10 protein-coding genes, 1 tRNA gene and 1 pseudogene are annotated in these 12,174 nt (G+C 65.6%); 6 read left to right on the top strand and 6 right to left on the bottom strand.

What is annotated here, in order from left to right; translation table 11 throughout:
- Positions 1 to 52 precede the first annotated feature (52 nt).
- Both A5777_RS21180 and A5777_RS21175 read right to left on the bottom strand, forming a co-directional pair.
- Positions 53 to 125, bottom strand: a tRNA-Ala gene (locus A5777_RS21180).
- Between the two features lie 330 nt (positions 126 to 455).
- Positions 456 to 794 carry a histone-like nucleoid-structuring protein Lsr2 gene (locus A5777_RS21175; protein ID WP_005207697.1) on the bottom strand — a complete coding sequence of 113 codons (339 nt, stop codon included), beginning with the start codon at positions 792 to 794 and terminating at the stop codon, positions 456 to 458.
- Between the two features lie 1,082 nt (positions 795 to 1,876).
- Between A5777_RS21175 and trhO the strand changes: the two genes are divergently transcribed.
- The 6 genes from trhO to A5777_RS21140 all read left to right on the top strand — a co-directional run bounded on the left by trhO (position 1,877) and on the right by A5777_RS21140 (position 7,497).
- Positions 1,877 to 2,743: an oxygen-dependent tRNA uridine(34) hydroxylase TrhO gene (trhO, locus tag A5777_RS21165; RefSeq protein WP_064864345.1), complete on the top strand. Its 867-nt coding sequence runs from the start codon at positions 1,877 to 1,879 to the stop codon at positions 2,741 to 2,743.
- Positions 2,740 to 3,867, top strand: a complete 1,128-nt coding sequence (locus A5777_RS21160) for a CobW family GTP-binding protein (RefSeq protein WP_064864343.1) — start codon at positions 2,740 to 2,742, stop codon at positions 3,865 to 3,867. The genes trhO and A5777_RS21160 overlap by 4 nt, the downstream gene beginning before the upstream one ends.
- A 202-nt stretch (positions 3,868 to 4,069) precedes the next feature.
- Positions 4,070 to 5,131 carry an N-acetylmuramoyl-L-alanine amidase gene (locus tag A5777_RS21155; RefSeq protein WP_064864362.1) on the top strand — a complete coding sequence of 354 codons (1,062 nt, stop codon included), beginning with the start codon at positions 4,070 to 4,072 and terminating at the stop codon, positions 5,129 to 5,131.
- A 74-nt stretch (positions 5,132 to 5,205) separates the two neighbouring features.
- Positions 5,206 to 6,150, top strand: a complete 945-nt coding sequence (locus tag A5777_RS21150; RefSeq protein ID WP_064864359.1) for an SDR family oxidoreductase — start codon at positions 5,206 to 5,208, stop codon at positions 6,148 to 6,150.
- Complete coding sequence (locus tag A5777_RS21145) at positions 6,143 to 6,919, top strand: fructosamine kinase family protein (protein ID WP_064864340.1); 777 nt, start codon at positions 6,143 to 6,145, stop codon at positions 6,917 to 6,919. The genes A5777_RS21150 and A5777_RS21145 overlap by 8 nt, the downstream gene beginning before the upstream one ends.
- A complete protein-coding gene (locus A5777_RS21140) occupies positions 6,916 to 7,497 on the top strand; it encodes a nucleosidase (RefSeq protein ID WP_064864338.1) in 582 nt (193 codons plus the stop codon). Before A5777_RS21145 ends, A5777_RS21140 begins: the two co-directional genes overlap by 4 nt.
- A gap of 20 nt (positions 7,498 to 7,517) precedes the next feature.
- On the opposite strand, the gene A5777_RS21135 is transcribed toward A5777_RS21140, so the two are convergent.
- The 4 genes and pseudogenes from A5777_RS21135 to A5777_RS21120 all read right to left on the bottom strand — a co-directional run bounded on the left by A5777_RS21135 (position 7,518) and on the right by A5777_RS21120 (position 12,149).
- Complete coding sequence (locus A5777_RS21135; protein WP_442903064.1) at positions 7,518 to 8,624, bottom strand: DUF6542 domain-containing protein; 1,107 nt, start codon at positions 8,622 to 8,624, stop codon at positions 7,518 to 7,520.
- Positions 8,625 to 8,658: 34 nt separating this feature from the next.
- Positions 8,659 to 9,873, bottom strand: coding sequence for a DNA recombination protein RmuC (locus A5777_RS21130; RefSeq protein WP_064864333.1), 1,215 nt, complete (start codon positions 9,871 to 9,873; stop codon positions 8,659 to 8,661).
- 63 nt (positions 9,874 to 9,936) lie between these two features.
- Positions 9,937 to 10,581, bottom strand: coding sequence for a methylated-DNA--[protein]-cysteine S-methyltransferase (locus tag A5777_RS21125; RefSeq protein ID WP_064864331.1), 645 nt, complete (start codon positions 10,579 to 10,581; stop codon positions 9,937 to 9,939).
- Positions 10,582 to 10,638: 57 nt separating this feature from the next.
- Positions 10,639 to 12,149 (bottom strand): annotated as a pseudogene (locus A5777_RS21120) (Ada metal-binding domain-containing protein).
- Between the last annotated feature and the right edge of the window lie 25 nt (positions 12,150 to 12,174).

Below are 12,174 nucleotides of genomic sequence, written 5' to 3'. Positions count from 1 at the left end.
TGCTTGTTGCTGTGTCGCGGTCCCGGCACTGCGTTGACCTGCGGTTTTGCGGTGGAGCTAAGGGGACTCGAACCCCTGACCCCCACACTGCCAGTGTGGTGCGCTACCAGCTGCGCCATAGCCCCGTATTCGTGAATGCGCGCCCGGTGAAATCCGTCCCAAGCGCAAAGGCGAAACTACACCATGCGCGTATCCGGAACCAAATTCGGTCGTCACCCGTCGAACTCGACACGCATTGCAGTGTGGCCGTGGCGCTCCCGATACGCGCCGCTTACGTCGCGCCCCAGCTGTCAGATGAGTAGGTCACCCAGCTCACGCCGTCGAAGCGAAACACACGCCGATCGCCACCCCGACCCGACAAGTAGGGCGTCTACGCAGCCATTGGCCGTATAGACGCCCTACTTGTACGTGTCCATCAATGCGGCGCGACAGTTGATACGACGCGCCGCGCGACGTCAGTGTGCTGCTTCGAATGCCTCGAGCACATTCAACGGGATGCGACCGCGGTCGCTGACCTCAAAGCCGTTCTTTGTTGCCCACGCGCGGATTGCCTGCGTCTGCTCTTTACTTCGGGCGCCACCTGCGTTGTGCGCCACACGCTTGGGGCTGCGTGAACCGCTTGCGCGAGAAACCGAAATGTATTTCGCGAGTCCGTCGCGGAACTGCTGGGCGTGCTTCGACGAAGTGTCGAACTCGTAGCTCTTGCCGTCGAGACTCCAGCGGACGGTTTCGTACTCGTCGAGTACTCTCCCGTCGACGTCGTCGATGACCTGGACGATTTCCTTCTTTGCCATTTTCCCCTCCGGGTTGTGCTGTGGACTTGTGGACGCAGCGGAGAGCTTGTCGCTGCGATGTACTGCTGTTCTTGTGAGTGCGCTCAGGGCCTACCCTCGTCGACGCCTGCATCGACACTCATCGAACTTGGACGGTATATACATTCTTTATACACCGTTTCTTCGAATATTCGGCATCTGTAATCGTGGTGACGGCGTGCACATGAGTGGTCGGGGAGGTTTAAGCATTGAAATGCGGTTCGCGTCACTACTGAGCATTGCTGATCAAGCAATGCCTTCTTCAATTGGTCGGAGATGTGGGTGTGTCGTCGCGAGGCTGGTCGGGTCCGGTTGTCGTGGCTGTATCGGAATCGATTCCAGTCGGGTTCGAAAGAGACCCAGGAGCCTTGTCGGCGGCATTGAGTGGGGCGAAACCCTTTGTGCTGAGCGAGAATCCGGATTGCGAGTCAGATTGCAGGCAGAAGATTCCAGGGGTGTCGATCAAGCACGAGAATCTGCCGACTGAAATGGTTGTTCCGTAGTCGACGATTGCGCTGCGATACAAAACCGGATGCTCATTGTCGCAACCGCCTTGTTGCGCACGTTCGGCCGTCAGCACAACCAAATCCTCAGCCCATGCACAGGAACGCGGCGTACGTGCCGGGCGTGGCGCAGACGACTGGCCGTCATTCGCTCGGCAGGTCAGAGCGCGACGGGAAGCGTCGACGTTGATCTCTGTGGAGCAACTCACAGCTCTGTCCGGGGTGGTGAAGTGAAACCCCGACGTCTCGATGACAGGGCCACGTGGGGCCGTCGAACCCTGGTGATATCGCGAATTGTCGGCGCGTGGTGCGGTGGCTATAGCGCGGCCGATTGTCCCGCTCGGCAGAAACGTTGCCGTACGGCTTTGCGTGGCGATCGTCGTCGAGGAGCTCGGATAATCCGATTCGGTCGACAAGTTGTCGGTTGGAGGTAGCACGATCGACGAGGGTGTGGTGCTGGTGTTCAACCCGCACGAGGTGATCGCAACACCGAGCACCGCAGCCGCAGCGAATGCGGGAACCGCCAGAAAACGCGCGCGGCGCCGACCGTACCCTTGCACTGTGTCGACCCCCAAGATCGTGTTGTTCTATGTCTTCACGCCGCTTCCGGATCCCGAAGCGATACGCCTGTGGCAAGTAGCCGTGTGCGAATCGCTCAATCTTCGCGGAAGGATCATTGTGTCCCCGCACGGTATCAATGCGACAGTCGGCGGCGAACTGGGCAGCGTCAAACGCTACGTCAGAAGACTGCGTGAATACCCTGCATTCCGAGATGTCGACATCAAATGGTCGGAAGGTGTCGGAGACGACTTCCCTAAGTTGGTCGTTCGGGTCCGCCCGGAAATCGTCACATTCGGTGCGCCCGATGAACTCGATGTCGACGCGAATGGCGTCGTCGGAGGTGGCGAACGACTCGATCCGGAGGGCGTCCACCGCCTCGTTGCCGAACGCGGCGACGACGTCGTCTTCTTCGACGGGCGCAATCAGATCGAGGCGCAGATCGGGCGTTTCGCCGGCGCGGTCGTACCCGATGTCGAGACCACGCGTGACTTCGTACCGCTCCTCGACAGCGGCGCATTCGACCACCTCAAGGATCGCCCGGTCGTCACCTACTGCACGGGCGGTGTGCGTTGCGAGGTGCTCTCGATGCTCATGCGTAAGCGCGGCTTCTCGGAGGTCTATCAACTCGACGGCGGCATCGTCCGCTACGGCGAGCAGTATGGCGACCGCGGCCTCTGGGAGGGCTCGCTGTACGTCTTCGACAAGCGGATGACCGTCGACTTCTCCGACGACGCCGCCGTGGTCGGCAGGTGCAGCGAGTGCGGTCGACCGACGAGCAACGTCGACAACTATCCAGATCGGCTGGGACGCGAGCTGGCGGTGATCTGCACCGACTGCTTCGACGGACTTGCCGACTCGCCCGCATGACCCCGGAGCCGGTGCCCGTAGTCGTTCTCGCGGGCTTTCTCGGTGCGGGTAAGACGACCGTGCTCAATCACCTCCTCCGCGCAGGCGGAGCCGGACAGGCCGCTGATGGGGGAGCTGTGGATGGGGGAGTCGCGGACAGGGCGCGGCTCGGCGTCCTCGTCAACGACTTCGGGGCCATCAACATCGACGCACTGCTCGTGGCCGGTCAGGCCGACGGAGCGGTCACGCTGTCCAACGGCTGCATGTGCTGCTCGGTCGACCGCGACGGACTCGACGCCGCGCTGGTGGCGCTTGCCCGACCGGAAGCCGGACTCGACGCGATCGTGATCGAAGCGAGTGGCATCGCCGAACCGAAGACGCTCGTCCGCCTCGTCGCGGGACTCGACGACCCGACGATGCGCTACGGCGGACTCGTATACGTGATCGACGCCGCGGGTTTTGCCGAACTACGCGTGCGGCACCCCGACGTCGACTCGCACATCGCGATCGCTGATCTCGTCGTCGTGAACAAGCGTGACCTCGTCGACGCTGCGGCGCTCTCGGAGCTGGTCGCCACGGTCCGCGAGGTGAATCCGTCCGCGCCCGTCGTCGCCGTGGCCGAAGGGCGGGTCGATCCGGCGTTGCTGTTCGATCGGCTCGCGCGCGCTGTCGAAGACGTCACGACGCCGCGTCAGCTCACACTCGACGAACTGCTGATCCCCGACGCCGAACACCCCGAGCACGCAGAAGCTCACGGGGAGCCTGCAGGGCACGGGGTGCACGCGCACTTGCACGACACCTACCAGTCCGTCGAACTCGACACCGCCGACGCCGTCGATCCGCGACGTCTCGCAGCATTGCTTCGTGAGCCGCCCACCGGGTGCTATCGCATCAAGGGTGTGGTCCGGTTCGATCTGCCGGGGTATCCCGAGCGCTACGTCGTCCACGGTGTCGGCGGTTTTGTTCGCATCACGCGCGACGGCTGGTCGGGGGAGGAGCCAAGAACCAGGATCGTCGCGATCGGATCGGGCATGGATCGCACCGACGCGCGGGAGGCTCTCGCGGGCGTGCTGGCGACAGCCGAAACGGCCGACGACGAGTACGGCATTCTGCACATCACTCGTCACCTGCCGGACACGCACTGACCGCATCCCACTGATCGGTGAGCGCGTCCCGCCGATTGGAGTGACATCACAGCTGCCTAACGAATCTCATCGTCCCAGGTCACCGATTTCCACATTGCGCAGTCGGCTGCTTAGCTGTTAAAGCTGTGACTGTTGTGACCAGTGTTGCGTCTTGGAAGGAGTGGGGTTCGCCCGGCAGAAGCCGAGCGTGCCCGAAACCGTGATGACCCAGAAACGACACCTGCGGACCCGTGTGTCTGCTGTTGCCGCCGCGCTCGCGTTTGCGGCCACCGCATCCGTCACCGTCACGACGGGGGCGGGTACCGCGATGGCTGCACCCGCCGCACCGTCGGCGACCGGCAACTCCCTTGCAGGTAAGACGGTTTTTCTCGATCCAGGACATCAGGGCGGCTCTGCCGGCCACAGCCTGTCGGCGCAGGTGCCCGACGGCCGCGGCGGCAAGAAGGACTGCCAGACCACCGGCGCCACCGGAGTCAACGGGGCCGCCGAGCACACCGTGAACTGGCAGATCTCGCAACTGGTGAAAGCCGGTCTGGAAAGCCAGGGTGCACGAGTCGTGCTGAGCAGGCCCGACGACACAGGGTGGGGCGGATGCGTCGACGAACGCGCGGCCGCCGCGAGCCGGTCAGGGGCGGCGGTCGCTGTCAGCCTGCACGCCGATTCGACGACTGCGGGCGCTGACGCTGCGAAAAAGGGCTTTCACATGATCGTGCCCGCGCTTCCGCTTCCCGACGCCAAGGCGAACGCGGTGCAGGGTGGGCAGGGGCGCAAGGCGTCGGACATCATGCGCGACGCGTTCGTGAAGGCGGGCTTCCCGCCTGCGAACTACGCGGGCGTCAACAATGGCATCCAGACGAGGTCTGACATCGCCGCGGTGAATCTCACGACGGTGCCTGCGGTGTTCATCGAGATGGGCAACTTGTCGAACCCGAGCGAAGCGGCAGCACTGGCGGGTCACGACGGACAGTTGAAGTACGCGATGGCGATCACCAACGGAATCCTCAACTATGCGCACCCGGGCGCTGCTTCGCCTTCGGTTGACACTCTCAACAAGCCGCCGGCGACCCCGCAGTCGAGCGCTCCGAGCTCCGATGGCGGTCTGTCGCTGGTGATTCCGTTCGTTCAACAGTTGCTGAAGTCCGGTGACCCGAAAGAGATCACCCAGCTGTTGCTGTCCGAAGGGCCTGACGTGTCGGCGCAGGTGCTCAACGCGATGCTCGACGTGATTTACGGGTTGTTCGACGGCAAACTACCCATCGGGTGAGTGTGGGTACAGGCGTTCACTGATCGGCCGGTCCGCACTCGCGTCCGGTGAACCTGCCGCTACTGTTGGAAACCATGGGTATCCATGATCTCGTCATGAAGACGCCGGTGCCGTCGTTGCGCGGTCGCAAGGTGCTGATCACCGGTGCGGCGAGCGGAATCGGCCGGGCAACGGCAGCGGCGGCGGCGGCGCAGGGCGCCGAGCTGGTGTTGACCGATCTGCACGCCGAGACACTCGACGAGGTGGTCGCCGAGATAACCGCTTCCGGTGGTGTCGTGCTCTTCCACCTCGCGGGCGACGTTTCCGACTACGACTGGGTGTCGGCGTTCGCGCGCCAGGTCGACGCCGAGGTCGGCGTGATGGACGTGGTGATGAACATCGCTGGTATCTCCGTGTGGGGAACCGTCGAGAATCTGCAGCACAAGCACTGGCGGTCGATGGTCGACGTCAACCTCATGGGTCCGATTCACATCATCGAATCCTTTGTGCCACAGATGGTTCGACGAGGTGAGGGTGGGCACCTGGTGAACGTCTCGTCGGCGGCGGGGCTACTCGCGCTGCCGTGGCACGCCGCCTACAGCGCGAGCAAATTCGGAATCCGCGGTGTCTCCGAGGTGTTGAGGTTCGACCTTCGCCGACACGGCATCGGTGTCTCGTTGGTGTGTCCGGGTGCCGTCGCCACGCCGCTCGTCAACACGGTGAGCATTGTCGGGGTCGACCGCGATGATCCGCGAGTTGCCAAGGCCATCAGTCACTTTCACCGCATCTCAGTCAGTCCGGAATCCGCTGCGGCCAAGATTCTCGCAGGTGTACGGAAGAACAAGTTCATGGTCTACACCTCCTTCGATACCCGTTTCGGGTACTGGTGGGCGCGCAAGTTCGCGCTGCCGTACGAGATCGTCATGCGCATCGCCAACAACCAGTTCGATCACCTCGCGCGCGTTGCAGGTACGACACTCGAGACGCGGTCAGCGGAGAACGCGAGCACTCGGGGACGACAGCGGACTACGGGTGAGTAACCCCTTCATCAAAACCGCTGCGGCGGGCGATGATCCAGACTTCTTCGCGGCCGAAGCGGCGTCGTTGCGATGGCTGGCGACAGGGGGAGCGCGGGTAGTCGGCGTGATCTCGGTGTCCGCGAACGACATCGAACTCGAACGACTGGCCACCACACGCCCGACCGTCGCCGCGGCCGAGGACCTCGGCCACATGCTTGCCCGCACGCACGACGCCGGCGCGGCCCAATTCGGTTCTCCACCAGATGGTTACGATGGCAGGCAATTCATCGGGAAGCTGCCCCTGCCCACCGTCGAGCTTGACCGCTGGGGTGAGTTCTACGCCTCGGCGCGCGTGCTGCCTTTCCTCGAGGCGGGAATCGCCGCGGGCAACGTCACGCAGCGTGACGCGGAGTCGACCCGACAAGCCTGCGATCTCATCGCCGCCGGAACGTTCGACGACGGTGCTTCGCCTGCGCGCCTGCACGGTGACCTATGGGGTGGAAACGTGGTGTGGACGCCAGATGGTGCGGTCCTCATTGATCCCGCTGCGCATGGCGGGCACCGCGAGACCGACCTCGCGATGCTCGCGCTGTTCGGCTGCCCGCATCTCGACAGCGTCGTCGAATCGTATGAGCGGACACATCAACTCACCGACGGATGGCGGCAACGAATTCCGCTGCACCAGATGCATCCGCTCGCGGTGCATTCGGTGCGACACGGACCCGGATACGGTGTGGCGCTTGGCGATGCGGCCCGCGCGACCTTGGCGCTCGCGGAAGGGTACCGATGAATTCGACACCGACTGACCACGACTTCGATCCCTCGATCCTCATCGTCTCGGCTACCCAGGCCGAGGCGAGGTACGTGCCGTCCGGTGCGCGACTGCTCGTCACGGGAATCGGCAAGATGCGCGCGACCGCCGCCTTGACCCGCGCCTTGGCCGACCCGTCGGCGCCGTCGACGAGGCTCGTCGTCAACATCGGTACAGCGGGAGCGCTGCACGATCACCACGCTGGATTGTTCCTGCCGTCGGTGGTCGTCGAGCACGACATCAGCGCGACCGAACTACGTGCCATGGGTTACCCGATCGTCGATCGGTGGGTGGTTCCCGACGGCGACGGCTCGGTGCTCGCCTCGGGCGACACCTTCGTCGCTGACCCGGTACGTCGCGCGAGTCTGGCACGGCAGGCAGACCTCGTGGATATGGAGGGCTGTGCCGTCACATACGTCGCTGCCGCGTTCGACGTGCGGTGCCAATTGGTCAAAGTGGTCAGCGACGGTGCCGACGAGCAGGCGATGGACTGGCCGTCGCTGGTCGACGGCGCGGCCCGGCTACTCGGCGACTGGCTTGCCGACGGAACTCTTTGACGCTCAGCACTCTTTGACGCTCAGCGCTGATTGCGTGCGCGAGTGGTCTGGTAGACAGCAGAACCCGCCGCGCGTGTTGCCGGCTCGTACCGATCGAGATCGGCGGCCGCAGTGGCGCGGACGGACTGGCCGTCGAGTTGCTCGCCGGCAGCAGTGCGCTGCACCTGCCCGGCCGTCGCCCGCGGACGAGGATCCTGTTGTGCGGGACGAGGCGGGCGGGGGCGCGCGACGTCGTCGGTCGCTGGACGCTCGCGGGCGGGGCGTTCGCGGTGATCGTCGCGCGCCGGGCGTTCACGCCCCGCGCTCCGTTCGCCCTCGTTTCGCTGGCCCCGGGTCGGGTCACCCTTGGGGCGTTCGCCCGGCTCGCCAGAGGCGCGGCGTCGAGGACGGGGGTCATCGGTCGACGTTGGCTGTGCGGGCGCCTTACGCGTGCGTGGCGTCGCATCGGACTCCGGTCGAGCAGCCTTCGCCCGACGCTGAGCGGTACCGGGTTGTTGTCCTCGGTCCGACTTCGCTGCGCCACTCTGCGGCGAACGCTTGGTCTTCGAGTCCCCGGCTCGCGCGCGGGCAGCCTCAGACGTGCGCGACGTCGAATCCTTCGGTGTCGGATTCTTCGGCGGCGGATTTTTGAACGTGTGCTCGGTACCCACGCCGCGTGATCGACGTTTCGGTGCGGGTGAATCGGTCAGCGTTTGGCCGCGCGTGATGTACCAGCGTCCTACACCGAGTGCCAGCGTGACGAGGAAGGTGAACAGGATCCACGGGAAGTCGTTGGCGATCGGAAGCAGGACCTTGAAAATCAGGCTCTTGAGGCCCGACGCTTCGTCGGCGTTGAGGCCGTACAGGGTGATGACACCCACACCGAACGCGATCAGCGGCGGCTGTGCGACGGCGGTGAACAACGCCCGCCTGCGGACAGCGAGAACAGCGACGACGCAGCCGACGAGGTAGAAGAAGTTGAAGACCGAGCCCAGCGCCTCGCTGTGATTGGCGTCGATGATCGCACCAACAGCGGTGAAGGCCGCGGCCACCAGAACGGCGCCCCACCAGGGGATACCCCTGACATTGGGCAGTACCGACTGTTGGTCGACGGGCACCGCGGAGCGGCTTCGCTGCGGGAAAGGCACTCCTAGACGGTACCGGGTGATCCCCGGATTTCCCTTAACCAGTGCTCGATGTTGCGCGCGCGTCTGGTTCGTCGGGTATTCGGTCCGGGTTGTCGGACTCTGATAGGGACATTCCGGGAGTGGGGCGCACACCGACATCGACGGGGCTGGGTCGATCCGGTTCGGAGGAGATCCCGAGCGATTCGAGCGACGCGAGTTTGCGGGCTGTGACTCCGACGCGGCTGTCGACGGCGCCGAGCGTCGAGTTGAACGACTCGACCGCCCGACGCAGTGAAGCGCCCGTTTTGTCGAGGTGATTCAGGACCGATCCGAGGCGGTGGTGGAGCTCGACGCCGAGCTCCCGGATCGTCGCGGCGTCGGCGGCGAGGGCGTCGTGACGCCACCCGAGAGCGACTGTGCGCAGTAATGCGACGAGGCTGGTCGGGGTCGTCACCACGACGTTCCGCGCGAACCCGTATTCGATGAGTCCGGGATCAGCGCGCACCGCGGCGTCGAGGATGGTGTCTCCGGGTACGAACAACACGACCATTTCCGGAGTATTGGCGAACGCGGTCCAGTACGACTTCGCCGCCAACTGCGTCACGTGTGCCCTGACCGCGCGCGCGTGGTCGGCCAGGAGCGCTGCCTGCTTGTCCGGATCGGTGCAGTCCGCGGCGGACAGGTACGCGTGCAGCGGAACCTTCGCGTCGACGACGATGTCGCGGTTGCCCGCCAGGTGGATCACCATGTCCGGTCGAACCTGCCCGGCGATGTCGGACTCGGCCGACACCTGCGTGCTGAAGTCGCAATGCTCGCTCATGCCTGCCAGCTCTACGACCCGTTCGAGCTGCAGCTCGCCCCAGCGGCCCCTGATATGCGGTGTGTGCAGCGCGTTGGCCAGCGCGCGGGTCTCGTTCGACAGCTGCTGAGAGGCGGTGTGCATACCGCGTACCTGCTCGGCGAGCCCCGAATACGCGCTGATCCGGTTGTGCTCGACCCTGCGCAGTTCTTCCGACAACTGACCCAGCACCCCGCGCAGTGGCTCGACGATGTGGTTGACCTGGCTGCCGATGGCAGTCGACTGTCTGCGTGCGGCGTCTTCGCTTGCCGCCGACAGTGATCGCGCTGCGAGCTCCTGGGAGCTGCGCAGCGCGTCGGCCTCCGTACGTGCGGCCGACACCGCCGCGGCAGAGCGTGATGCGTTGGCCAGCCAACCCAGCACGGCACCGAGCAACAGACCCACGAAGAGAGCGATAGCGACGGACAACATGACAGTGATGGTGCCGTCCGGTACCGACAATTCCCGTCAGTGCAGTTCAGGGGGCCATTGAGGTCAGAACGTCGGGGTACCGCCGTCCTCGTAGGTGAGCAGCCACTGCTTGAGCGGCTTGCCGTAGCGAAATCCCGCGACCGTGCCGTCCTGGCGGAGGACGCGGTGGCACGGAACGAACAGCGTGGCCGCGTTTCTCGCGCAGGCCGTGGCGGTCGCCCGAATCGCCGTCGGGTGTCCGGTCGCCTCGGCCAGCTGGACGAACGTCGTGGGACTGCCCGGCGCGACGGCGCGCAGCGACTCCCAGACCTTCTCCACATAGGGGCCCGAACGTTGCCGGACCGCCACCGCGTCGATCGCGTCGAGTTGGCCGGCGTAGTAGGCGTCGACCGCGTCGCGCACCTCCGTGAGTTCCTCAGACCACCGAGACGACGCCGGTCGGAGTGCCCGGTGGATCGACGGCAAGAGCGACGCGGCGTCGTCGGTCCAGCCCGAGGCCAGCACCGCGCCTGCGTCGTCGACAACAAAGGTGAAGGGGCCCGTCGGCGTCGCGACGGTCGCGTGGGCCGCTGACGATTCAGCCGCGTCGGACTCAACCGCCTCGGACTCAACCGCCTCGGACTCGACCGTTGACGGCTCTGCGTTGGTGGTATCGGGGTCGGTCGATGGCTCGGTGGGTTCGGTGGGGACGGCGTCGAGTGTTGTCATGGTTGCCTCCTGGCGCGTGTCGGTGCGGTCCGGTGCGCGGACACGCCGGTTCGGCGGTCAGGCGACCGTGCCGAGCTGCGGCCCGAGCCGATGGCGCCACAGATGCATCGATGCGTAGGAGCGCCACGGTGCCCATCCCTGAGTGGCGGTGAGGTCGACGCCGAGATCGTTCGCGGCATGCCGCACCACGAGGTCGTGGTGGAGCAGGGTGTCGGGGTCGCCGGTGACGACCATCGTCACGTAGTCGGCGGTCCAGGCCCCGACCCCGCGCAGAGTCAGAAGACGAGCACGCAACTCAGACGCAGCGACCCCCTGGTGAAGTTCCATCGAGTTTTCGGCGATCGCCGACGCCGCGGCGACGATGGCGTCGACGCGTGTACACGGACCCCGCAGCACCGACCCACCGTTGTCGGCGATCGCCGTCGCGGTGGGGAACGCCCGTGCGGGACCGTCGCTCCACCCGGTGTCCGTCCCGAGAGCCGAGACCAATGCCCCGACGTGATGGCGTGCCGCGCGGACGCTGATCTGCTGGCCCATCATCGTGCGGATCAGAGCCTCCGTCGGGTCCGGCGATCCGGGTAACCGAATGCCGGGGCCTGCGTCGATCAGGGGTGCAAGGCGTGGATCGCGCCGCAGGACGTCTTCTGCGGCAGCGGCGTCGGCGTCAAGGTCGAGGAGGCGGCGTACGCGCGACACTGCCGCGCCGAGGTCTCGGGTGTCGAGGTGCGAGAGGTCGACTCGCAGGTAACCGCCGCGCCGTTCACGCCCCGATCCCAGTGAGATCCGGGCAAGGGCATGCCCGTGCGGGAGCGTGAGGACGCGCGAGAACGTCCAGTCGCCCGCGGGATCGCCGGTGAACTCTTCCATCGAGTCGACGGCGTGTGCACCCAAGAGCGTCGCGGGCCAGGAGGCGTCGAAGGGTTCGCGGTAGGGGAGGCGCAGTGAGATCGCACCGTCATCGGCGTGAGTTCCCACATCCGCGCTGTTGCCGCGGAGCGCGCGGAGCCGCGTCGGCGTCAGGCCGAAGATCTCGCGGATCGTGTCGTTGAATTGCCGCACACTGGAGAATCCCGCGGCGAATGCGACGTCGGACATGGGCATCGTCGTGCGCTGGATGAGTATGCGTGCACTGGTCGCACGGTGCGCGCGGGCCAACGCGAGGGGGCCTGCGCCGAGTTCGTCGGTCAGCACTCGAGTGAGATGGCGAGGGGAGTAGCCGAGTGCCGCGGCGAGTCCGTCGACGCCGTTGCGTTCCACCACGCCGTCGGAGATGAGCCGCATCGCTCGCGCACCGAGGTCGGCGTTGGCATTCCACCTCGGTGAGCCGGCACGGCGTCGGGTGCGCAGCGTCTGCACGCGCGGAATCCACGCGTCTGGGCTGCGGCTGCGGTCGGGACGAACGAGATGTTGGCGGGTAGTGGTGTCCGGGCGGGACATGACGGGCGGCAGTAGATGCCGGTCGTGTGCACGGTGACAAAGAACTGGCCGTCGAATCGTCGATCTCGAGCCGACAACGCCCGGTAGCAGGCATCGAAGTCGAGGCCAGGGGCCATCGGCGGGGTGGTCATAATTCAACTCTGACACGGCGCGCAG

The organism is Gordonia sp. 852002-10350_SCH5691597, assembly GCF_001665715.1.
GTDB lineage: Bacteria > Actinomycetota > Actinomycetes > Mycobacteriales > Mycobacteriaceae > Gordonia > Gordonia sputi.
The sequence above is the reverse complement of the archived record's forward strand: the minus strand, read 5'-3'. Positions and strand labels throughout refer to the sequence as shown.